Origin of the sequence: Corynebacterium sp. HMSC30G07, from assembly GCF_001806945.1 — a bacterium.
GTDB lineage: Bacteria > Actinomycetota > Actinomycetes > Mycobacteriales > Mycobacteriaceae > Corynebacterium > Corynebacterium riegelii.
The window spans coordinates 20448-42566 of sequence record NZ_KV786462.1 but is presented as its reverse complement, the minus strand read 5'-3'; the positions used below and the strand labels follow the sequence as shown (position 1 = coordinate 42566).

The 22119-nt window shown below is 59.7% G+C and carries 18 protein-coding genes; 8 read left to right on the top strand and 10 right to left on the bottom strand.

The genetic code is table 11. The features are described 5' to 3' along the window. The first annotated feature begins 176 nt into the window (after positions 1-176). From HMPREF3104_RS05755 to HMPREF3104_RS05745, 3 genes are read left to right on the top strand one after another with little or no spacing between them, the layout of a single operon-like run. A complete protein-coding gene (locus HMPREF3104_RS05755; protein WP_070494770.1) occupies positions 177-1193 on the top strand; it encodes a PAC2 family protein in 1017 nt (338 codons plus the stop codon). Then, positions 1190-3733, top strand: coding sequence for a DEAD/DEAH box helicase (locus HMPREF3104_RS05750; protein WP_070494769.1), 2544 nt, complete (start codon positions 1190-1192; stop codon positions 3731-3733). The genes HMPREF3104_RS05755 and HMPREF3104_RS05750 overlap by 4 nt, the downstream gene beginning before the upstream one ends. 17 nt (positions 3734-3750) lie before the next feature. Then, positions 3751-4998, top strand: a complete 1248-nt coding sequence (locus HMPREF3104_RS05745) for an NAD(P)/FAD-dependent oxidoreductase (protein ID WP_070494768.1) — start codon at positions 3751-3753, stop codon at positions 4996-4998. 35 nt (positions 4999-5033) lie between these two features. Here the strand turns inward: HMPREF3104_RS05745 and HMPREF3104_RS05740 are convergent, their stop codons facing one another. After that, a complete protein-coding gene (locus HMPREF3104_RS05740) occupies positions 5034-5558 on the bottom strand; it encodes an alkylhydroperoxidase, AhpD family (protein ID WP_070494767.1) in 525 nt (174 codons plus the stop codon). Positions 5559-5682: 124 nt separating this feature from the next. After that, on the bottom strand, positions 5683-6279 hold the full coding sequence (locus tag HMPREF3104_RS05735) for a peroxiredoxin (RefSeq protein WP_052203982.1): 597 nt from the start codon (positions 6277-6279) through the stop codon (positions 5683-5685). A 104-nt stretch (positions 6280-6383) separates the two neighbouring features. Here HMPREF3104_RS05735 and HMPREF3104_RS05730 point away from each other — a divergent pair, with 104 nt between their 5' ends. Both HMPREF3104_RS05730 and hrpA read left to right on the top strand, forming a co-directional pair. Further along, positions 6384-7334 carry a hydrogen peroxide-inducible genes activator gene (locus HMPREF3104_RS05730; protein WP_070494766.1) on the top strand — a complete coding sequence of 317 codons (951 nt, stop codon included), beginning with the start codon at positions 6384-6386 and terminating at the stop codon, positions 7332-7334. After that, the gene (hrpA, locus tag HMPREF3104_RS05725; protein WP_070494765.1) at positions 7327-11190 is read left to right on the top strand and encodes an ATP-dependent RNA helicase HrpA; all 3864 of its coding nucleotides are present in this window, start codon (positions 7327-7329) and stop codon (positions 11188-11190) included. Before HMPREF3104_RS05730 ends, hrpA begins: the two co-directional genes overlap by 8 nt. A gap of 24 nt (positions 11191-11214) precedes the next feature. Here hrpA and nrdR read toward each other — a convergent pair whose 3' ends face one another. After that, complete coding sequence (nrdR, locus tag HMPREF3104_RS05720) at positions 11215-11673, bottom strand: transcriptional regulator NrdR (RefSeq protein WP_052203978.1); 459 nt, start codon at positions 11671-11673, stop codon at positions 11215-11217. Positions 11674-11721: 48 nt separating this feature from the next. Beyond that, complete coding sequence (locus HMPREF3104_RS05715) at positions 11722-12039, bottom strand: hypothetical protein (RefSeq protein WP_070494764.1); 318 nt, start codon at positions 12037-12039, stop codon at positions 11722-11724. A 294-nt stretch (positions 12040-12333) separates the two neighbouring features. On the opposite strand from HMPREF3104_RS05715, the gene lexA reads away from it, so the two are divergent. Together lexA and HMPREF3104_RS05705 are read left to right on the top strand one after the other, a co-directional pair. Beyond that, entirely contained in the window at positions 12334-12990 is a 657-nt protein-coding gene (gene lexA / locus HMPREF3104_RS05710) for a transcriptional repressor LexA (RefSeq protein WP_083278956.1), read from the top strand. 55 nt (positions 12991-13045) lie between these two features. After that, positions 13046-13315, top strand: coding sequence for an HPr family phosphocarrier protein (locus tag HMPREF3104_RS05705; protein WP_052203971.1), 270 nt, complete (start codon positions 13046-13048; stop codon positions 13313-13315). Positions 13316-13337: 22 nt separating this feature from the next. Here the strand turns inward: HMPREF3104_RS05705 and HMPREF3104_RS05700 are convergent, their stop codons facing one another. The 6 genes from HMPREF3104_RS05700 to HMPREF3104_RS05675 all read right to left on the bottom strand — a co-directional run bounded on the left by HMPREF3104_RS05700 (position 13338) and on the right by HMPREF3104_RS05675 (position 21238). Further along, positions 13338-14699 carry a uracil-xanthine permease family protein gene (locus HMPREF3104_RS05700; RefSeq protein ID WP_246816366.1) on the bottom strand — a complete coding sequence of 454 codons (1362 nt, stop codon included), beginning with the start codon at positions 14697-14699 and terminating at the stop codon, positions 13338-13340. Between the two features lie 15 nt (positions 14700-14714). Beyond that, positions 14715-15632 (bottom strand): dihydrodipicolinate synthase family protein, encoded by a 918-nt coding sequence (locus HMPREF3104_RS05695; RefSeq protein WP_070494762.1) that lies wholly within the window; start codon positions 15630-15632, stop codon positions 14715-14717. Positions 15633-15647: 15 nt separating this feature from the next. Beyond that, a complete protein-coding gene (locus HMPREF3104_RS05690) occupies positions 15648-16475 on the bottom strand; it encodes an ABC transporter ATP-binding protein (protein WP_070494761.1) in 828 nt (275 codons plus the stop codon). Beyond that, the gene (locus tag HMPREF3104_RS05685; RefSeq protein WP_070494760.1) at positions 16472-18589 is read right to left on the bottom strand and encodes a dipeptide/oligopeptide/nickel ABC transporter permease/ATP-binding protein; all 2118 of its coding nucleotides are present in this window, start codon (positions 18587-18589) and stop codon (positions 16472-16474) included. Before HMPREF3104_RS05685 ends, HMPREF3104_RS05690 begins: the two co-directional genes overlap by 4 nt. A gap of 6 nt (positions 18590-18595) precedes the next feature. Continuing rightward, on the bottom strand, positions 18596-19543 hold the full coding sequence (locus tag HMPREF3104_RS05680) for an ABC transporter permease (protein ID WP_070494759.1): 948 nt from the start codon (positions 19541-19543) through the stop codon (positions 18596-18598). A 120-nt stretch (positions 19544-19663) separates the two neighbouring features. After that, positions 19664-21238 (bottom strand): ABC transporter substrate-binding protein, encoded by a 1575-nt coding sequence (locus tag HMPREF3104_RS05675; RefSeq protein WP_070494758.1) that lies wholly within the window; start codon positions 21236-21238, stop codon positions 19664-19666. Positions 21239-21426: 188 nt separating this feature from the next. Between HMPREF3104_RS05675 and HMPREF3104_RS05670 the strand changes: the two genes are divergently transcribed. Next, complete coding sequence (locus tag HMPREF3104_RS05670) at positions 21427-22116, top strand: FadR/GntR family transcriptional regulator (protein ID WP_070494757.1); 690 nt, start codon at positions 21427-21429, stop codon at positions 22114-22116. The last annotated feature ends 3 nt before the right edge of the window (positions 22117-22119 follow it).

The following is a 22119-nucleotide window of genomic DNA, read 5'->3' as shown; positions in this document are numbered from 1 at the left end:
GCGTGTTGATAGCTTTGGTTCCCCACGGCTGCAAGATTTTTCCTTACCTCCTTTGCACCTTGGTGCCAGTGCTGGCGTTATGCGTTCACTGGGCAGCCGAGTGTGTTGGAATGGAGGCAATGCCCATGGCGTTGTAGGGAGCAGTTGTTAGGCAGCGATTGTGAAGGAGGCTGACCATGTCGGATGAACGCCGCATGTATGAACTTGAGTATCCCGCGCCCGCTGTCGGCGGGGATAGCCCGGCGGGGCCTACCCTGATCGTTGCGCTGCAGGGCTATGCGGATGCTGGCCACGCGGTGGAGAGCTCGGCTGATCACATTAAGGCTGCGCTGGAGTCGCGTACCGTAGCCACATTTAATAACGATGAGCTGATTGATTACCGTTCGCGCCGCCCGCTGGTGACGTTGCGCCACCATGAGATCGCTAACGTGGAGCCGCTGGAGTTGGATATGCGTGTGGTCAAGGACAACGCTGGCACACCGTTTTTGCTGCTGTCTGGGCCGGAGCCGGATCTTCGCTGGCAGGCGTTTTCGGAGGCTGTGGCGGATTTGGCGGAGCGGTTCGATGTTTCGGAGACCATCTGCCTGTATTCCGCACCTATGGCTACGCCGCATACGCGTCCGCTTGTAGTTTCGGCGCATGGTAATGACCGGGATTTGGTTGGTTCCATGTTTACGTTTGATGGCATGGTGACTGTGCCTGGGGCTGCGGCGATCATGATTGAGCGTGAGCTGCATAAGCGTGGGCGCAAGGTTGCTGGTTTTACGGCGCACGTGCCGCATTATGTAGCCGCCTCCCCGTATCCGCATGCCATGTACCAGCTGCTGCAGTCTTTGGAGGATTCGGTGAATCTGAAGCTGCCGCTGCGCTCCATTGAGCGGGATATGGCAAAAGTGTCGCGTCAGCTGGCGGAGCAGACGGCGCAGTCGGATGAGATTGCGCATGTGGTGCAGGCGTTGGAGAAGAACTATGACTCTGAGATGGCTGATTACCGTGAGCGTAATCCGCAGGCGATGATGCCTGGTGAGGCGGAGCTGCCCACGGGTGAGGAGATTTCTGAGGCGTTTGAGAATTTCCTTGCTGCGATTGAGGATAGGGACAGGGCCAGGGAGCTTCCGCTTGACGACGTTGCGTGGAACCCCACCAACGAAACCAGCACCGACGAGACGCCGACGGAGGATAGTGACGAGTGACGCTGGCTGATTACCTGACGGACCTGGAGGATGTGCCCGAGTCTGTATTTGAGGACGCGGTCTGGGATTCGTTTACCCGTTGGACCCAATCACGTGGCATCTCGCTCTACCCGGCGCAGGAGGAAGCGTCTGTTGCGCTTCTAGCGGGCGATAACGTTATTTTGGCTACCCCTACGGGGTCGGGTAAATCCATGGTGGCCAACGCGGCGCATTTCATTGCGATGGCGCGTGGCCAGCGCTCGTTTTACACCGCGCCGATCAAGGCGTTGGTGAGTGAAAAGTTCTTCGCTCTGTGCGAGATCTTCGGCCCGGAGAATGTGGGCATGATGACGGGCGATGCCACGGTAAACGGTAACGCCCCAATCATCGCTGCCACCGCGGAGATCGTTGCCAACATCGCGTTGCGCGAGGGCGCTAACGCGCGCATTGACCAGGTGGTGATGGATGAGTTCCACTACTACTCTGAGCCCGACCGTGGCTGGGCGTGGCAGGTGCCGCTGCTAGAGCTGCCGAAGGCGCAGTTCCTGCTCATGTCTGCAACCTTGGGCGATACGCAATGGCTGCAGGATGATCTCACGGAGCGCACTGGGCGCACGACCAGCTATGTGGGTGGGTCCGAGCGCCCTGTGCCGCTGGATTTCCACTACGTGTTTACCCCAGTGCACGAGACTATCGAAGAACTGATGGCCGACGGCAAGGCGCCGATTTACATCGTGCATTTCTCTCAGCGTGAGGCCACCGAGCGTGCCCAAGCACTGACCAGTATGACGTTTGTGACTGCTGAGGAAAAGGCGCGTATTGCGGAAGAGATTGGGGATTTCCGCTTCAGTACCACGTTTGGCAAGACGCTATCCAAGCTTGTGCGCCGCGGCATTGGTATCCACCATGCAGGCATGCTGCCGAAGTACCGTCGTTTGGTGGAGCGCCTGTCGCAGACTGGACTACTGAAGGTTATTTGCGGCACTGACACACTTGGCGTGGGTATCAACGTGCCTATCCGTACCGTGTTGATGACGGGCCTGGCCAAGTATGACGGCACCCGCAGCCGGATCCTGAAGTCTCGCGAGTTCCACCAGATCGCTGGCCGCGCAGGACGTGCGGGCTATGACACGGAGGGCACCGTGGTTGTGGAGGCCCCGGAGCACGAGATTGAAAACGTCAAGCTTCGCCGAAAAGCTGGCGATGACCCTAAGAAACTGAAGAAGCTTCGCAAGAAGGCTCCGCGTGATGGTGAGGTGTCTTGGTCTGAGAAGACGTTCCAGCGTCTGACCACCGCTGAGCCGGAGGAGCTGACCAGCCAGTTCCAGGTGTCTAACTCGATGCTGCTGAACGTGGTTGCGCGTCCCGGCAATGGCTATGAGCACATGCGGCATTTGATCCGCACCAACCATGACACGCGGGCCAAGCAAAACCGTGACGTGTTGGCGGCAGTTGACCTCTTCCGCGGCCTGATCGCCGCAGGTGTTGTTGAACGCACGCCGGATTCGCCTGCGTTCCGTCCCTACACACTTACGCAAGAGCTGGATCGAGACTTTGCGCTTAACCAGCCACTCTCCCCGTTCGCGTTGGCGTTTCTTTCCCTGCTGGACCCGGAGTCTGAGACCTACACGCTCGATGTCATCTCCACGTTTGAGGCGATTTTGGACGACCCCCGCCAGCTTCTGCAGGCCCAGCAGAACAACGAGCGCTCTGAGGAAATCGCAGCGCTGAAAGCGGAGGGGATAGATTACACCGAGCGGATGGCGATTATTGAGGACGTCACCTACCCCAAGCCCTTGGAAGAGGAACTGGAAGAAGCGTTTTCCACCTTCTGTGAGGGCAACCCGTGGGCGAAAGAGTTTGAGCCCTCACCGAAGTCGGTGGTGCGCGACATGATTGAGCACGCCATGACATTTTCAGACCTCATTGCTACCTACGGGCTGGCCCGTTCTGAAGGTGTCGTGCTGCGCTACCTTACGGATGCTTGGCGTACCCTGTCCCACTCCATCCCGGATGCCTACATGAACGATGAGCTCGAAGACATCACGGTGTGGCTGGGTGAAATGATCCGCCAGGTGGATTCCTCATTGATTGATGAGTGGGCGCACATGGCTGATGAGGACTCCCCTATCTCGCGCGAGGCGCTTGACCGTGAGCTGGCGTTCGGCGTGGAAGATCCCAATGCGCTGACTGCCAACCGTCGCGCGTTTACCATCATGGTGCGCAACTTCTTCTTCCGCCTCACGGAGCTATTTGCCTACGAGAAGGAAGACCAGCTTGCCACCATGCTGGATTATCTCGACCCAGCGGATAGCGTTGACTGGCCCGCGGCGATGGATGATTACTTCGACGAGTACGACGATTTGGATCTTGGCGCTGACGCCCGCGGCCCGGACTATTTCCGCCTGGGAGATACCACAACGCGTACGTGGCGCGTCACCCAGATCATCAAAGATCCTGAGGGCGACAACGCGTTTCAGCTGCACGGCGTGGTGGATTTGGACGCTTCCGATGAGGCCGGAGAAGTTCGCCTCCAATCTCTAGAAATGAAGCAGGTCTAACCTGTAGATTCTGCCTTATGACTACGGCATTGGTTATCGGCGCCGGCATGACCGGCCTTGCCACGGCGTGGCACCTGCAAGAGTATGGCTATGAGGTTGAGGTTGTTGATCGTGTCGGCGTAGCCGGCGGTGCTTCTTGGGGCAACGCGGGCTGGCTGGCGCCAGGCAAGACCATTCCCCTCTCACACCCAAGTTTGTGGCGCTACGGCCCCACTGCACTGTTTGATAAGCACGCGGCACTCGATGTGCCGGTGCGTGTAGACGCCAAGTTGTGGGCGTTCGTCGCCCAGTTCATGGCGCATGCCACCCCACGCGCATGGGATACCACCATGGCGGGACTGACCCAGGCAGACCTGGCGGCGTTGGCTGCCTTTGATGAGCTTGAAGCCGGTGGTGTGAAAGCTACCAGCCACCCCGCCCCGTTCATTGTCGGGTTTGGTAATGAGAAGGACGCAAAGGGCTTCCTCGGCGAGGTCGAGGGCGCTATCCGCCACGGCCAGGACATCCCGTTTGAAAAGATTTCGCTTGAGCGCGCACGCGAGTTCGCGCCTATGCTCACCGAGAAGGTCGGGGCCATCTACAAGTTGGATGGTCAGCGCTACATTGAGCCCGGCCCCTACTGTGAGGCGATCGCTGCTTCTATTGAGGAGCGCGGCGGCACGATCACCACTGGTGTAGAGGTTGTGGAGGTCCGTTCCACCCGCAAGCCTGCGGTCAAACTTTCTACGGGCGAATGGCTCAACCCGGATGTTGTAGTTGTTGCTACCGGCGCGTGGCTGCCAAAACTGTCCCGCCAGCTAGGCGTAACCACGATGGTGCAGGCTGGCCGCGGGTATTCCTTCAGCGTGGAAACCGACAAGTCGGCAACGTGCCCGGTGTACCTGCCGGAACAGAAGGTTGCGTGTACCCCCTACGAGGGCCGTTTCCGCGTGGCGGGCACCATGGAGTTCCGCGGACCGGACGAGCCGTTCCAGCCGGGGCGTATTGATTCGATCATCCACACCACCAAGCCCATGTTCCAGGGCGTGGATTGGGACAGCCGCCAGGATGAGTGGGTGGGCTCACGCCCAGTTACCCCTGATGGTTTGCCGCTGGTTGGTCAAACGAAGGTGCCCAACGTGTATGTCAACGGCGGCCACGGTATGTGGGGCATTGTTTTGGGGCCGGTCTCCGGCAAGCTGCTTGCTCAGCAGATTGCTACTGGAAAGACCGACCCCATCTTGGACCCGTTTGACCCGCTGCGCGGGCACTGGGTTGGAATCTAGCGCGTGGACCTAGATCCACCCGCTAGGGTGCAGCTCTAGCGTGCGTCCTCAATAGTGATGGTCTGGGCGACAGCCTGGACCACGCTGGCAACCTTGACTGCTTCCCAAACCTGTTCCTTGGTCAGGCCGCCTTCACGGACCTCATTGGCGTGGGCGACAGCGCAGTGCTCACAGCCGTTAATAGAAGATACGGCCAGGGACCACAGCTCGAAGTCCACCTTGTCCGCACCCGGCTTGGAGATGATGTTCATGCGCAGGCCGAACTTCACCTGTGCGTAGTCATCGCCCAGCCAGTTCTTGGCGCGGTAGGCAACGTTGTTCATAGCCATGACGGTGGCTGCGCCAAACGCTGCGTCGATAGCCTCCTCGGAGAGGTGCTCCTTCGCCTCGTCGGTGATCTCAGAGATCACGGTTGCGTTGCGGGTTGCTGCAGCGGAGGCCACCAGCGTGCCCCACAGCTGCTGCTCGTTGAGCTCAGTGGAGCGGGTGAGGGAACCCAGGTTGAGCTTCTGGTCCTTTGCGTACTCCGGAAGTGCGTTGCGCAGGTTCTCAATAGACATAGTTAATCCTCGTGTTTCGTGTCAGTGGGTATGAAAGGTTGTTATGGAAGCGCCCCGCCGCTCCAACGATGTGGTGCGGAGCGCGGGGCGTTACGGAAGCTAAAGCGCCTGAGCTATTTCAGGACTACTTCAGGGACTCCTGGACCACTGCCATCTTGTCGATGTTCTTGGTCGGATCGTTCTTCTGCCAGTCACATGCGCAGACTTCCTCGGACTGCAGTGCGTCGAGCACACGCAGAACCTCATCAACGTTGCGGCCGACAGCGTCCGGGGTCACGGACACGAACTGGATGATGCCGTCCGGATCAATGATGAAGGTTGCACGGTCTGCAACGCCGTCTGCGTTCTCAACACCGAGTGCGCGGATCAGGTCGTGGCGGATATCGGAGAACATCGGGAACGGGATGTCCAGCAGCTCTTCGTGGGTTGCGCGCCAGTTGAAGTGGGAGAACTCGTTGTCGGTGGAGCCGCCGAGCACCTGGGTGTCGCGGTCCTCGAATTCCTCGTTCAGCTTGCCAAATGCAGCGATCTCGGTCGGGCAGACGAAGGTGAAGTCCTTCGGGTAGAAGAAGACGATCTTCCACTTGCCTTCGTACTTGTCCAGGGAGACACGCTCAAAGTAGTCATCCGGAGAAGATGCGTTAGCGGACTTCAGGTTGCCGCCCTTCAGTGCGATGAGATCAAACTCAGGGAAACGCTCTCCAACGGTCATGATCGGCATAACAAACCTCCTGGTGTTGTGATTTGGGTGGTACGCCAACAAGTGTGCCACAACTCTCCGAGCTCTGCAAGAGAAACTTATAAAGTTGCGCTACGCTAATAGGCATGCCCAATAGAGAGTTCAGGCCAACCCTGTCGCAACTTCGATCTTTTGTCACCGTTGCAGAACAAAAGCACTTCGGTTCCGCAGCGGCCAAGCTCGGCATTTCCCAACCCTCGCTGTCCCAAGGCCTCGCTGCGTTGGAAGAAGGCCTGGGTGTGCAGCTCATTGAGCGCTCCACCCGCAAGGTGATCGTTACCGCCACCGGTGAGGCACTACTTCCCGATGCCAAGGCCGCAATTCATGCCGCTGAAGCCTTAGTGGTGCGCGCTCGTGGCGCAGCTGACCCGTTTGCAGGTCCGTTGACGCTTGGCATTATCCCTACAATCGCGCCGTATCTTCTGCCCCACCTGCTTCCGCTGATTGCAGAAGAGTTTCCACAGACGCAGCTGCAGGTAGTTGAGGAAAAGACCGAGCGCCTGCTGGCGAAGCTGCGCGATGGACTTATTGATGTCGCGCTGCTTGCCCTTCCCGCCGACACTCCGGGTCTTGAGGAGATTCCGCTCTACACCGAGCCGTTTGCTGCTGTGATGCCCAAGGACCACCCGCTCGCCGGCAAGCGTGACTTAGCGTTGGATGAGCTTGGACAGTTGGAGCTTTTGCTGCTTGACGACGGTCACTGTCTCCGCGACCAAGTCATCGACCTGTGCAAGGCCGCCGGTGTTGCCAACACGGCCAACGCGCATGCTGTGGCGCGCGCGTCCTCGCTGACGACCGTGGTGCAACTGGTCGTTGCCGGCATGGGAGCAACATTGCTGCCGGTCTCGGCGCTTGCCGCGGAGTGCTACCGGCCAAACCTTGCCGTAGCGCACTTTGCCCAAGACTCGGGCGCGGGCAGGGAGGTCGGTGTGGTCTTCCGCACGGCGTCTATACGCAAAGAGCACTTCGCTGAGCTTGGGAGCATAATCAAGCGTGCCTACGAGGCTGCCGTAGACTCGTGGCCTGAATATGAATAAGACCAGGTTTGACCAGCTCACTATTGCGGATGAACGCCGGTTTCGTCGGCGTTTGAGAAACGCGAAGTCTGATGCGGCACGCGCTCAGATTGCCAAGGATATGGAACAGGCTGCGGCAATAGTCGCAGGCCGTGACGCTTTGGTGCCCGAAGTCACCTACCCGGAAAAACTTCCCGTCTCCGCGCGCCGCGATGACATCATGGCAGCCGTGCGCGACAACCAGGTTGTGGTGATCGCGGGTGAAACCGGTTCTGGTAAAACCACCCAGATTCCCAAAATGCTTTTGGAGATGGGCCGTGGTCGCCGAGGCATGATTGGACATACCCAGCCGCGAAGGCTGGCCGCTCGCACCGTGGCGGAACGTATTGCTGACGAGCTCGGCCAGGACATTGGCCAGTCCGTGGGCTACGCCATTCGCTTTGATGATCGCGTATCTGACTCCACCGCCGTCAAGCTGATGACAGACGGCATCTTGCTGGCGGAGATGCAGCGAGACAGGTTCTTGAATGCCTACGACACGATCATTATTGACGAGGCACACGAACGCTCACTCAACATCGATTTCCTGCTGGGCTACCTCAAGCGACTTTTGCCGAAGCGTCCGGATCTCAAGGTGATCATCACCTCAGCAACCATTGATCCTGAGGCATTTGCGAATCACTTCAAGGACAAGCACGGCAACCCGGCGCCAATTATTGAGGTCTCTGGTCGCACCTACCCTGTTGAGATCCGCTACCGCCCGCTGGAAGGTGAAGACGGGCTGGCAGACACCGACATGATTGACGGTGTTGTGGATGCCTGCGCGGAGCTTATGCGCGAAGGCGACGGCGACATCTTGTGCTTCTTCGCATCTGAGCGTGACATCCGTGACTGCATGGAGGCGATTGAGAAGAAGCACTGGCGTGGCATCGAGGTTGTGCCACTGTTTGGCCGGCTATCCAACGCGGAACAGCACCGAGTTTTCTCGCCACATTCCGGCAGGCGCATTGTGCTGTCTACCAACATCGCGGAGACTTCACTGACGGTGCCGGGTATTCACTATGTGGTTGATACTGGCCTTGCGCGTATTTCGCGTTACTCCACGCGCACCAAGGTCCAGCGTCTTCCCATTGAGGAGATCTCCCAGGCGTCTGCAAATCAGCGCTCGGGGCGTTCGGGACGTGTGGCAGACGGCATTGCGATCCGCCTCTACTCCGAGGACAACTTCAACGCGCGCGCAGAGTTCACGGACCCGGAGATTCTGCGTACCAATTTGGCCTCGGTGATTTTGCAGATGATCTCGCTGCGGCTTGGTGATGTTGCGGAGTTCCCCTTCATCCAGGCACCAGATCCCAAGGCGATTAGAGATGGCCTGCTGATCCTCCACGAGCTGGGCGCCATTGGGGATAAGGAGCGCGGCGGCGCGCCAGTGCTCACCAACATCGGACGCGACATCGCGCGTATCCCGGTGGATCCGAAGATGGCGCGCATGCTCGTTGAAGCTGACCGTCTCGGCGTGCTTGAAGATGTCACCGTGATCGTGGCATACATGACCATCCAGGACGTGCGCGAACGCCCACTGGAGTTCCAGGCCCAGGCCGACCAAGCGCACGCGCGCTTTAAGGACAAGGAATCCGATTTCCTCTCAGCGCTCAAGCTGTGGGATTACATCAAAGATTCCCGCGATGAGCTTTCCGGCAACGCGTTTCGCAAGCGGATGAAGCGCGAATTTTTGCACTACATGCGCATTCGTGAATGGTACGACTTGGTGCGTCAGCTCCGCGATGTGGAAAAGCAGCTTGGCTGGAAGGGCTGGAACAGCCAAAACGAGAATCGTGATGCTGACTCGATCCACCAGTCGCTACTGACCGGTTTGCTGTCCAACATCGGTGCACGCGATGGCAATTCTAAGGAATACAACGGGGCTCGGGGGACGAGGTTTGTGATCTTCCCGGGGTCGTCGATAAGCAAAAAGCCCCCAGAGTTTGTGATGGCCGCAGAGCTGGTGGAGACCTCGCGACTGTTCGCGCGTGATGTAGCCAAGATTGAGCCAGCGTGGGTCGAGCGAGCCGCAGGCGATTTGCTGCGCCGCAACTATTCGGAGCCGGTATGGTCCCGCAAGCGCTCAAGTGCAATGGTGCACGAAAAGACCATGCTGTATGGCGTAACCATCGTGCGTGATCGTCTTGTGCCCTACCACCGGGTGGATCCGGCGGGTGCGCGAAATATGTTTATCCGGCATGCGCTGATTGGCGGCGATTGGAACCGCCACCACATGTTCATCGAGCACAACGAGGCGATGCTGGCCGATGCCGCAGAGGTTGAGGAGAAGGTTCGCCGCCGCGGTTTGGTGGTTGATGAGGACACGCTGTTTGAGTTTTATGACTCAAAGCTGCCTGCCGATGTCACAACTGCACGCCACTTCGACTCATGGTGGAAGAAGCAGCGCAGCAAGGATAAGCACTACCTGGATTTTGATCCGGAGCGGCTGCTGGATTCAGACGGCATCGATACCTCCGAGGTTGCGTTTCCTGCGGTTCTCAAGCAGGGGTCAGTGGCTTATGAGCTGCGCTACAAGTTTGAGCCGGGCGATCCGTTCGACGGTGTCACCGTGCTCGTGCCTGTACCGCTGCTTGCTGGCCTTGACTCCGCTGGCTTTGAGTGGTTGGTTCCGGGTCTGCGCGAGGAGTTGCTTACGGAGCTGATTCGTACCCTGCCGAAGCAGCTTCGCAGGACGGTGGTGCCGGCCCCAGATTTCGCCGCTCGTGCCCTGCCATTGCTTGAAGAGGGCATCCCGCTTGACGACGCTTTGACGAACGCCCTGCGCTCCCTCGGCGCCACAGGAATTAACGCCTCCGACTTCCGGCCGGACGCGCTGCCTGCACACTTGCGGATGACGTATGCGGCAGTAGATCGCCGTGGCGACATCATTGACAGTGATAAGGATCTGGATGCGCTGCGTCGTAGGCAGGCGGGCGGCATTCGCTCCTCGGTATCCAAACGCGCACGTGGCAGCGAGTCCGAAACGGTAAAGACCTGGACTGCGGAAACCTTGGGTGCCGTGCCGGAAACTGTAACTACGGTTATTGACGGCAATGAGGTGGAAGCCTACCCGGCGCTTGAGGCCACCAAGGATGGCGTGAAGGTGACGGTGCACCCCACGAAGGCAGCGGCGGATGCGTCGATGACCACGGCAACGCTGACATTGCTGCTTCGCCAGATCCAGGTTTCACCACAACAGATGACGAAGGGGCTACCGCTTCGCCACAAGGTAGCCGTGGACCACTACCCCCATGGTGGTGCTGAAGGTTTGGTGGAAGACGCGCGTGTGGCCGTCATCCGTGATCTTCTGCTTGCCCACGGTGGTGCCGTGCGCACGCCTGAAGAGTTTGACGCGCTGCTTGCAGAGATTAAGCCGAAGGTAGCCGGAGAGGTTCGCCGCATTGTTGTCGGTATTGCCCCGGGTCTTGCGGACTTTGCCAATATGCGCGCAGAGCTTGCCAAATGGGAGGGCCCGGCGATTAATGATATGCGCAGTCAGCTGGACTTCTACCTGCCAAAGCACGCGATTACCCTGCATGGCGCTGGCCACTTGCAGCACTTGCCGCGATACATCGAGGCGATGTGGATTCGGCTTGAAGATATGAGTTTGGATCCGGACCGGGACGCGGATCGCCAGATGGTGATTGATGACGCAAAGCGTTACCTTGCCCAGAAGATGGCAACGCTTCCGGCGAACCGGAAAAAGTCGAAAGCCTACAAGGACATTCTCTGGCGGATTGAGGAGCTTCGAGTCAGCATCTTCGCACAGCGTTTGGGCACACCGCAGCCGGTGAGCCAGCGCCGAATTGAGAAGATGACTGACGCGTTGCGTTAGAGGTAGGGCGCTAGAGGTACTGTGCTAGAAGTCTTCGCGGTCTCTGCGGCGCATGAGACGGATCTCTGACTCAAAGTCGTCGGCGCTTTCGAAGGACTTGTAGACCGAGGCGAAGCGGAGGTAGGCCACCTCGTCTAAAGCGCGCAAGGGCTCAAGCACTGCCAAGCCGATCTGGTTGGCGGGCACCTGTGAGCTGCCTTGCGCGCGCACGGTCTCCTCCACCTGCTGCGCGAGGCGCTTGAGCGCATCATCTGACACGTCGCGGCCCTGGCAGGCGCGGCGCACACCGACAATGAGTTTGTCGCGGTCAAATGGCTCGCTCACCCCGTTTCGCTTGACCACCATCAGCACGGCCTTTTCAACGGTGGTGAAACGTCCCCCGCATTCTGTGCACTCACGGCGCCTGCGAATGGCTGCACCGGCCTCTACCGTGCGGGAGTCGGTGACACGAGAATGCGCGTTGTGGCAAAAAGGGCAAAACACAAGATCTAAGTCTAGCCCTGCCTGACAAAGCCCTAAGGCAGATTGAGGCTAACGCGCCACAACAGGTGAAAGCTGCGCGATCTCTGCGGTAGTCGGTTCTTCACCACCACCGAACGCCCCACCGAACAGTGAGCCAATCAGTAGCGCCGCGGCCATCACCACCCCAACAAAGAGGCTTTCTCTACGTTCGTGCCCAGGTTCGAATCCATCTACACCAGCATCTTGCGTTACCCGTGCAGGAGCATCTTCTGCACGCAGCTGGCGGATGGAGCTGGTAGAAACCCGGCGGCCTTCCACAGGGGAAAGATCCCAGACCTCGGAAGCTACAGAGGTACGTGGGTAGGTATTGCGGATGATCGTGGTCATAGTTTTGTCTCCTTGTGATTATGTTTGGCTTCATCGTAGGAACGCAAGACACACGCCTTAGCTGGCTGCGCCCATACGTTCGAACGAGTACATGTTCGATTTATAGCAGGTGTTCGAACGCGTGTCCAGATTTTTCGCAAAATATCGAACAGACTTGCCTAACGTGGTAGTTTCACAACTAGGACCTTGGCTAGGACCTTTGCTAGGACCTTGACAACTGAGCTATACGGACAGACAAGCACTAAAGGAGCACAAAACGTGGCACGAAAGAAGACAGATCCAAACAGCCTGGATATGAGCAAGCTGAGCGACCGCCAGCGCCGAATCCTCCAAGTCATTCAGGACGCGGTTGTACTGCGCGGTTACCCGCCAAGCATCCGCGAGATCGGCGATGCAGCGGGCCTGCAGTCCACTTCTTCTGTGGCGTACCAGCTCAAAGAGCTAGAGAAGAAGGGATTCTTGAGGCGCGATCCCAACAAGCCTCGCGCGGTGGACTTGCGCCACCTGCCGGGCGCTCCAACTGCCCGTAAGAAGGCCGCAGCCCCGGCTGCCCAGGATGCCCCTGAAGACGCGTCCAACGCGCGCTTTATCCCGGTTGTCGGCCAGATCGCTGCAGGCGCTCCCATCCTGGCTGAAGAGAATGTAGAGACCTACTACCCGCTTCCGGAGGAGCTGCTGGGCGATGGTGAGCTGTTTATGCTCAAGGTCGTTGGTGATTCCATGGTGGATGCGGCGATCTTGGACGGCGACTGGCTTGTGGTTCGCTCCCAGCCGGTAGCTGAAGAAGGTCAGATCGTTGCCGCACTCATCGACGGCGAGGCAACCGCGAAGGTGTTCCACAAGGATTCTTCGGGTGTTTGGCTTCTGCCGCGAAATGACGCATTCTCCCCCATTAAGGGCGATGATGCGGAGATCATGGGCTTGGTCGTTTCCGTGTTCCGTGCACTCTAGGTTGCCGGTTGACTCTAGTATTGAGTAGCTAGAGACAACGAAAGGACTTGACCCCATGGCTTCAAAGACCGTGAAGGTGGGCTCCACAGTGGGCCTTCACGCCCGCCCCGCCACTGTCATCGCTGATGCTGCCAGCGAATACGATGACGATATTATTCTCACCCTGATCGGGGGCGATGATGAGGACGTGACTGACGCCGCGTCCTCGCTGATGATCATGGCTATGGGCGCGGAATTTGGTGATGAAGTCACGGTTACGTCAAACAATGCCGCGGCAGTTGACGCAATTGCCGCCCTTATTGCCCAGAACTTGGACGAAGCCTAGATCTTTCGCTGAATTTTCGCTCCTACCCGAATGTGTGGGGGTCGGCCACGTTGGCCGGCTCCCGCTTTTTCGTTGGGAAGCCCAAACGGTAGCGCCCCTCGCCCACCGTGTTGTAGCACCAGCGCATGAGCGGGTACACGATGATGACGCCCACGGAGCCAAGCGCGATACCCTCCAGCGCCACTGGCCCTGCCTGCAGCGTGAGGTTGCCAATGCCCACAATCAACGCAACGGCGGCGGCCGTGAGGTTTACGGGGTCAGTGAAGTCCACCCGGTTGTCCTGCCAGATGCGGATGCCCAGCATGCCAATCAGTCCGTAGAGCACCAGGCACGCACCACCGAGCACGCCGACCGGGATGGTGAAGATGATGGCGCCGAACTTCGGAATGAACGCAAGCACAATGGCGAAGCAGGCCGCCACCCAGTAGGCGGCTGTGGAGTACACCTTCGTCGCCGCCATCACGCCAATGTTTTCCGCGTAAGTCGTGGTACCGGAGCCGCCGAAGCCGCCGGCGAGGGTGGTGGCAATACCGTCGCCAATCAGCGCCCTGCCTTGCATCGGATCGAGATCCCTGCCCGTCATTTCGGAAACGGCCTTGACGTGGCCAACGTTTTCCGCAATCAGCACAACCAACACCGGCAGCGTGACCAGGATGGCCGAGAGGTGGAACTCTGGCGTATGGAACTGCGGCAGACCAACCCACGGCGCCGCAGAGATCGTATCCAGCGCATCATCCGCCAAACCCCCGGTAAGCGCGGCAAAGACCCACCCCACAACCACGCCGATGAGGATGGACAGACGCGCCGTCATACCGCGAGTAGCCACGGTGACAAGCACAATGGTGAGCAAGGTGACCCCGGCGACACCAGGTTGTGCTTCCACATTGGCAACGGCCGTGGGAGCCAGATTCAGCCCGATGAGCGCCACAATCGCGCCGGTGACAACGGGAGGCATGACCGCGTCAATAACGCGCTTGCCCGCCGCTTGGACGATAAAGCCAACAATTATCAGCGCGAGACCTGTGACCAGCACGCCACCGAGCTGTGCGGCCATACCGTATTGCTGGGACGCCGTTAGCGGCGCAATGAACGCGAAGGAGGAACCGAGGTAGCTTGGCAGCTTGTTCTTTGTCAACGTGAGGAAGATGAGCGTGCCCAGACCCGAGAACAGCAGTGTGGTGTTTACCGGGAAGCCCGTGAGGGTGGGCACAAGCAGCGTGGCGCCGAACATGGCCACCACGTGCTGCATGCCGATGCCGATGGTGCGCAGCCAGCTCAGCCGCTCATCGGGAGCGACGACGGCACCGGGGAGCACCCGTTTGCCATCGCCGTGAAGTTTCCAGCCGAAGCCACTATCCGTAGTCTTTGCACTCGCGTTATCCACGCAGAGCATTATGCCTTAGAGCAAACCAGCATCTGCCAGAACACCCCGGATCAGCTCGACCTCCTGCGTAGTCATCTGCGGCACCGGAGCAGGCATCCTGTCTGACTCAAATACGCCCAGGAGCTTCAGCGCGACCTTGAAACTGCCCACGCCCGCACCGAAGCCAGAAACAGACTTCGCCTGGTGGGCAATCAGCATGAGCTTGGCAAGGCGGTCTTGTTCCTCCGCTACTGCGTCCCAGTCCCCCTTCTGGTAGGCCTCCCACTGGCGCATGTAGCCTGCAGGGTCCACGTTTGCCAGGCCAGGCACGCTACCGTGCGCACCCGAAAGGTACGCACCATCGACCACGACCTCGTGGCCGGTGAAAAGCTTCAGCGGACTGCCCTCTTCTCGGTTCTGGATGGCTAGGAGACGGAAGGCGACGTCGTCACCTGAGGAGTCCTTCACTCCCGCAAGCACACCTTCCTTCCCCAGCTTGATCAGCATCTCGTTGGACAGTTTGGAGTGGACGCACACCGGGATGTCGTAGGCGAACACAGGCAGCTCGGTGGCGCGGTGGATGAGACGGAAGTGGTTCTCTACCTGCGCGGCGCCGCCAAGCGCATAGAAGGGCGCAGTGGCAACGACCGCGTCGGCGCCGCAACGCTGCGCCTGCTGCACCATCTCGATCACGCGAGTGGTCTGCATGTCGATGCAGCCCACCATCACCGGCGTCCGGCCTGCGACGGTTTCAACCGTTGCGGCAAGGATGTCCTCACGCTCCTCGAAGGTACAAAATGCGCCTTCGCCAGAGGAGCCGAGCACGAACAAGCCATGCACACCCGCGGCGATCAAACGTTCCAGGTTGCGGGAGTAGGAGGTGAGGTCGAGGCTGCCGTCGTCGTGGCGTGCGAGCACGACCGGGGGGATGACGCCTTCAAAATTGATTGCCATGATGCTTCTTTCTATTTAGAGCGAGGGATGGAGCAGCGAAGGCGCAGCCCCGAGGAGGGATTTGGTGTAGTCGTTCGCAGGGTTATGGAAAACCTGCTCCACAGTGCCCTCTTCAACGATCTGACCTTTAAGCATGACGCAGATCCGGTCAGAGATGTAGCGCACAGTCTGGATGTCGTGGCTGATGAACACCATGGACAGTCCGAGCGACGCTTTCAGGTCCGTGAGCAGGTTGAGAATCTGGGCGCGCACCGACACGTCAAGCGCTGACGTCGGCTCATCTGCAATGATCGCGTCCGGTTCCAATGCCAGCGCGCGGGCGATAGCCACGCGTTGGCGCTGACCGCCGGAAAGCTGGCCAGGAAGCGCATCGAGTGCCGACGACGGCAACCCCACAAGACCTATGAGCTCGCGCACTCTGGAATCGCGGTCCGCCGCACTGCCCACGTTGTGTACCTTCAGCGGGTCCAGCAGCTGATCCTTCACCGTCATTCGCGCGTTGAGTGCCGTTGCCGGGTCCTGGAACACCACAGACACCACGCGGCCCATCTTCCGACGGTCGGCGGCAGTGCGCTTGGTAAAGTCCTCGCCCTTGAACAGCACCCGGCCGGCCGTCGGACGCTGCAGACCACACATGACGTTTGCGGTGGTGGACTTTCCGCAGCCAGACTCGCCCACGATGCCGATGGTTTCGCCCGGCATGAGTTTCAGGGAGACGCCATTGACAGCGTGGACCCAGTTTGGTTTCAAAATGGGTCCGGTGCGGGATTTGAACCGCACGTGGATGTCATCAAGTTCAATGATCGGGGTCGGGGTTGTTGTGGTTGTTACTGCCTCAGTCACAACTCGCCTCCTTCGGGGTTGGTGGTGACGTTTTGGGAGCCGTCGGCGCCGGGCTTATTCAGTGCGGCGAACTCGGCGTCGGTGCGCAGGCCTTCCGGCAGCTGGCCGTGTTTTTCCAGCTCAGCAGCGTGCTTGAGTTCGTCCGGCAGGTCGGCGTAGAGGTGGAAGGTGCCTTCCACGTTGCGCATAACGGTCGGGGTGTCCAAGCCCACCGACGGGTGGGAGGAACGCGGGGCGAAACGGTCTCCCGCGGGAAACTCCGCCGGCGAGGGCACGGACCCCGGCACCTGGTGTAGTCGGCCTTCGCCCGCCTCGATGGACAGCACCGCGCCCAGCAGTCCGCGGGTGTATTCGTGGCGGGGATCGGTGAGGATCTCGGTGGTGCTGCCCTGCTCCACCACCTGGCCCGCGTACATCACGGTGATTGAATGCGCGACCTCCGCGACAAGGGCAAGGTCGTGGGAAACGAAAACCATGGCGAAGCCCAGCTTCTCCTGCAAACTGTTGATCAGTTCGATGACCTGCTTCTGAACGGTCACATCGAGGGCGGTTGTCGGTTCGTCTGCAATGATCAGCTTCGGGTCCCGGGTCAGCGCCATGGCGATCAGCACACGCTGGCGCTGGCCGCCGGAAAGCTCGTGCGGGTAGGACTCCAGCGTGCGCTTCGGGTCCAGGCCCACCAGCTCAAGCAGCTCTTCGGCAGAGCGAGTGCCGCCGCGCTTGGTCAATTGCTTGAGCTGGGAACGGATCAACATCGACGGGTTCAGCGCCGACAGCGCATCCTGGTACACCATGGCGATTTCATTGCCCAGCAGTGCACGGCGCTCCTCCGGTGATTTCTTCAGCAGGTCTTCGCCCTGGTAGAAGATCTCACCGCTGATCTTCGCGGCCGGATCCAACAACCCCATGATGGCCAGCGAGGAGATTGACTTGCCGCAGCCGGACTCGCCGACCAAGCCCATAGTCTCGCCTGCGGACACACCGTAGGTGACGTGGTCGACCACGTTGACATCACCGTGACGAGGGAAGGAAATGCACAGGTCGCGCACCTCCAAAAGCGGTGTGGTGCCAGGTGCCGGGTGGTAGCGATCGGTTCGCTGGTTTTCCACGTTCTCCAACGCGTCAAGACGAGCCCGTAATGATTCATGCTGCGCTTCGTACGCGCGCACCGGGTCGGTGAGCAGGCGATCCGCTTCCCGGTTGGCGGCCACATCATCATCGTTGACTTGGGGGCCGCGCGGGGCGGCAACCATGGCGTCGGTGATGCCCTCCGACAAGATGTTCAAACACAGCACCGTGATCATGATCATTAGGCCCGGGAAGAGAGCCTGCCACCACTGACCGCGCAGCACGCCCTGCTGCGCAGATGACAAAATGTTGCCCCACGTCGGAATCGGCTCCTGCAGTCCGGCGCCGATGAAGGTCAGCGACGCTTCCAAGATAATTGCGTCCGCCACCAGCACGGTCGCGAATACCAGCACGGGCGCGGCGCAGTTGCGGGCGACGTGGCGGATCAGTATCCACGGGGAGCGGGCGCCGGAGACCACGACGGCGTTGACGTAGTCCTCGCCGTACTCCGACAAAACGTTTGCTCGCACGATACGGGTGATCTGCGGGATGTACACGAAGGCGATGGACATAATGATCACGCCGAGCATGTACAGCGGCCGCTGCGGGTCGCGGAATACCACGACCGTGACGGCAACAAGCGCGATGCCCGGCACGGACATGATGATGTCCATGATGCGCATGATGATCTCGGAGACCCAACGGTTCGACACTGCGGCGATGGAGCCGAAGATGGAGCCGATTAGTAACGCCGCAAAGGTGGCCAAAAGACCAACGGTCAGCGAGTAGCGCCCGCCGTAAAGCACGCGGGAAAACACGTCGCGGCCGAGGTTGTCGGTGCCGAACCAGTAGGTGCCATTCGGAGCTTGGCCCTTCAGGTCAATCGCAGTCGGGTCGTGCGGAGCCAGAAGCGGCGCGAAGATCGCGGCCAGCGCGATAAGCGCGAGCACGACAAGCGAAATCTTGGAGCCGGTGCGCATACGCGACCAGCCGCCGAGGCGCTTTTGCCCGGGCTGGGAGAGTTTGGTGCTTAGTTCGTTGCGCATCTTCGATTACACCGCCCTGATTCTCGGGTTGATCGCAATGTAGAGCAGATCAACGATGATGTTGATGATGATGAAGGCCACAGCCACGGTCAGGGTTGCGCCCTGAACTACCTGGACCCAGTTCATAGAGATGCCGTCGATAAGCACGCGCCCCATGCCCGGTAGGGAGAAGATGATCTCGATGACCACCGCACCACCCATTAAGTAACCCACACGTAACCCCAGGACCGTGACCGGGGTGATCAGCGCGTTGCGCAGCACATTGCGGGACACCACGACGGATTTGGGAATGCCGGCGCCGAGCGCGGTGCGCACGTAATCGCGGTCGAGCTCCTCCACCATGGAGGTGCGGATGACGCGGGTGAGCTGGCCCACCACAGGCGTGGCCAGCGCCACCGCGGGCAAGAACATGCGCTGAAGCCACCCGCTGAAATCAGCGGTGATCGATGGTAGTGGCCCCGCCACGGGCAGCTTGCCAATGAAGGCAAGCACCAGCAAAATCGCCAGCCAAAACGACGGCATCGCGATGCAGATCACGGAGAACACGCGGATGACTTGGTCTACCCAGGTAGCGCGGTAGAGTGCGGCCAAGATCCCCAGGGGCAAGGCGACAACTACGGCGATAATCAGGCCGAGGAAGGTCAGCTGCAGGGTGACAGGCAGTGCGCTGAACACCTTCTCCGAAACGGAGGCGTTGTTCTGGCCATAAGTGCCAAGGTCTCCTTGGACCATGCCCACCAGGTAGTTGCCGAACTGGACGTACCAGGGATCATTCAGCCCGTGGGAAGCGCGATACGCTTCAAGCTGCGCAGGTGTGGCGGAGTCGCCCAACGCGGAATACGCAGGGTCGATCGGGGAAAGTTTCATCAGGGCAAAGACGAGGAAGGTCACGCCGATGACCATGATCGGCAGAGCCACAAGCCGTCGTCCTATCAGTCGTAGGAGGTTGTTCATGAAAGCTCCAGGTCAGTGGTTTGAAGCAAGCTGTAGATAAAAAGGGCAAGGGGTGCGGCTCCTACCCGGTAGGCAGGTGGTCCGCACCCCTTTTAAATACATGTCCGCAAAACTCTCGTCTTAGCGGTTGGAGCGGGCGGTGACTGCCCACAGTCCGGTGGTGCCGATCGGCTTGAAGTCGGCCACGGTGCTCGGGTTGTAGCCCGTCAGCATCGTGCGGTGAAACAGCGGGTAGAGCGGAACCTCCTCAGAGATGAGATCGAACGCTTCGTTCCACTTCTCCTGCTGGGCCGCGCCCTCGGCTGCTGCACCCTCATTGATAATGTCCTGCAGCTCCTGCCAGGTAGCCGGGTCAGACTGCTGCCAGAAGGTGCGCTTCGTGGTCCAAACGTTATCGCCGTACCACCAATTCATCAGCAACGCCGGGTCATTACCAAAGACGGAGGGGTCGCCCGGTGCCAGTGCCACGTCGAAAGTTGGGGTGTCCACGTCCAGGTTATTGGCGTACAGGGAGGCGGAAGCCTCGGACTGCAGGGAGACCTTGATACCAACGGCCTGCAGATCGTTTTGCACCTGCGGCGCAAGCTCCGAGATCCACGGGTGGTCTGTGGTCAGAAGCGTGATGTTCAGGTCGGTTACGCCGGCTTCTTCAAGCAGCGCCTTAGCTTTCTCCGGGTCGTAGGTGAAGACGTTCTTCGCCTGGTTGTACGCCGGGTTGGATTCCGGCAGGAAGGACGTTGCCGGGGTGGCCTTGCCGTCCATGTTGTTCTGGATCAGCATGTCGGTGTTCACGGCGTAAAGGAACGCCTGGCGCACCCGCGGGTCATTAAACGGTTCCTTCGTGGTGTTAAACAGCATGAACGGAAGGTTGAAGCCCTTGACCTCCGCCACGGTCATGCCGGCGCTTTCCAGCATCGGTGCGGACGCCGCTGGAACAGCCTCCATCACGTCGATGGTGCCGGAGGTGGCAGCGGTGGTGCGGGCGGTGTCGTCCTTGATCACGTCCCAGATGATCTTGTCTGCACCCGCCGGGTTCGGGCCGGTGTAGTGTTCGTTCGGCACAGCCTCAAGCTTGGAGTCGGTGATGGACACGTACTTGTACGGGCCGGAGCCAATCGGCATGGCGGTCAGCTCGTCGTCCGTAGCGGACTCCGGAACAATCTTGGCCACTGCAAGGCGGTTAGTGGCAATGGAAAAGGGCTGGTTCAGGGTGAACTTGACGGTGTCCTCATCCACCGCGTCCACGGAGTCGATGAAGCTGAGCATGGAGGTGTACAGGTTACCTTCCGCCATCGAGCGATCGAAGGAGGAGATCACATCCTGGGAGGTGACGGGGGTGCCGTCGGAAAACTTCGCACCTTCACGCAGGTCGACCTCGAATTCGGTGTCGGAGGACCAGTTCGGCTCGCCGGCGGCGAGCGCCGGGTAGACGGTGTAGTCGTCCATATTGAACTCGTAGAGACCTTCAACCACGTGCCAGTTCGTCCCTAGGGCGAGTGCCGAGGAGGTCTGGGAGGGGTGATAGTTCGTGGTTTCGTAGGCCACACCAAGGTGGATTTCGCCGTTGCCGGCCGGGGCAGCTTCTGCGCCCTCGCTGGAGCCTTGGTTACCGGCAGTGTCGGAGCCGGAGCATGCCGTGAGCACGAGGGAAAGCGCCGCGATACCTGCGACGATGCCGCGCTTTTTGGAAGTCATGCGGAACCTCTCTTTTGTAGTTGGTGAACTGAGGGGTTGTCACACGTCACATTTCTGTGGGTGTGTGATCACCCTTAAGTTTAGAGGTATGATGTCATACACTGACAGTGTTTTTCAAGTAGTTTTTTCCGCACCCCGTAAGATTGCCAACATTCTCATGGAAACATCTCGGCAAAAAAGGAGCGACCGTGGCAAAGCGCGGCACCGCAGCCAAGTTGGCTCAGCAAGGAGTCTTGGATTACATCCGGCAACACCGGCTAGCGCCAGGCGACTCTCTTCCCAGTGAGGCTGCACTGTGCACCGAGCTTGGCCTCTCACGCACGTCAGTACGCGAGGCAATGCAGACGCTCAGCTCACTAGACATCGTCGAGGTGCGCCACGGGCACGGCACATATGTGTCCAAAATGAGCATGGCGCCACTAATTCAGGGCATGACACTTCGCATTCTTCTTGATGCAGATCGCTCCCTCACCACCCTGGGCAACGTGGTCGATTTACGCAGCGCGATCGACCACTCGCTTGGCGATGAGCTGGTGCGGATTTGGTCGGGCACCGACCCGCAGCCCCTGATGTCCATCGTGGAGCAGATTGAGGCAGAGCACGCCGCGGGCCGCTCATTTACCGCATTCGACCGGAAGTTTCACCAAACGCTACTCGCCGAAATTTCAAACCCACTGCTTGTAGAGCTTTCTGATGCGCTGTGGGAAATCCACATGGCCACATTGCCGCAGCTGAAGGTGCCGGTGTCGGAGGATATTGACCTCACGGTGCAGGTGCACAGGGAGATTGCGCAGATGCTTCTCGACGGTGACGTGGAGGGCTACCACGCAAGCGTCGACAAGCATTATGCTCCGCTGCGGCGCACCATCGAAGCCTGATCC

Bases quoted from the DNA above. Each gene is read 5' to 3' on its own strand.
- HMPREF3104_RS05675 (WP_070494758.1), bottom strand. From the start codon at position 21,238: ATGACTTCCAAAAAGCGCGGCATCGTCGCAGGTATCGCGGCGCTTTCC.
- HMPREF3104_RS05735 (WP_052203982.1), bottom strand. From the start codon at position 6,279: ATGCCGATCATGACCGTTGGAGAGCGTTTCCCTGAGTTTGATCTCATC.
- lexA (WP_083278956.1), top strand. From the start codon at position 12,334: ATGAGCAAGCTGAGCGACCGCCAGCGCCGAATCCTCCAAGTCATTCAG.
- HMPREF3104_RS05695 (WP_070494762.1), bottom strand. From the start codon at position 15,632: ATGGCAATCAATTTTGAAGGCGTCATCCCCCCGGTCGTGCTCGCACGC.
- HMPREF3104_RS05685 (WP_070494760.1), bottom strand. From the start codon at position 18,589: ATGCGCAACGAACTAAGCACCAAACTCTCCCAGCCCGGGCAAAAGCGC.
- HMPREF3104_RS05680 (WP_070494759.1), bottom strand. From the start codon at position 19,543: ATGAACAACCTCCTACGACTGATAGGACGACGGCTTGTGGCTCTGCCG.
- HMPREF3104_RS05715 (WP_070494764.1), bottom strand. From the start codon at position 12,039: ATGACCACGATCATCCGCAATACCTACCCACGTACCTCTGTAGCTTCC.
- HMPREF3104_RS05755 (WP_070494770.1), top strand. From the start codon at position 177: ATGTCGGATGAACGCCGCATGTATGAACTTGAGTATCCCGCGCCCGCT.
- hrpA (WP_070494765.1), top strand. From the start codon at position 7,327: ATGAATAAGACCAGGTTTGACCAGCTCACTATTGCGGATGAACGCCGG.
- HMPREF3104_RS05740 (WP_070494767.1), bottom strand. From the start codon at position 5,558: ATGTCTATTGAGAACCTGCGCAACGCACTTCCGGAGTACGCAAAGGAC.
- HMPREF3104_RS05705 (WP_052203971.1), top strand. From the start codon at position 13,046: ATGGCTTCAAAGACCGTGAAGGTGGGCTCCACAGTGGGCCTTCACGCC.
- HMPREF3104_RS05745 (WP_070494768.1), top strand. From the start codon at position 3,751: ATGACTACGGCATTGGTTATCGGCGCCGGCATGACCGGCCTTGCCACG.
- HMPREF3104_RS05730 (WP_070494766.1), top strand. From the start codon at position 6,384: ATGCCCAATAGAGAGTTCAGGCCAACCCTGTCGCAACTTCGATCTTTT.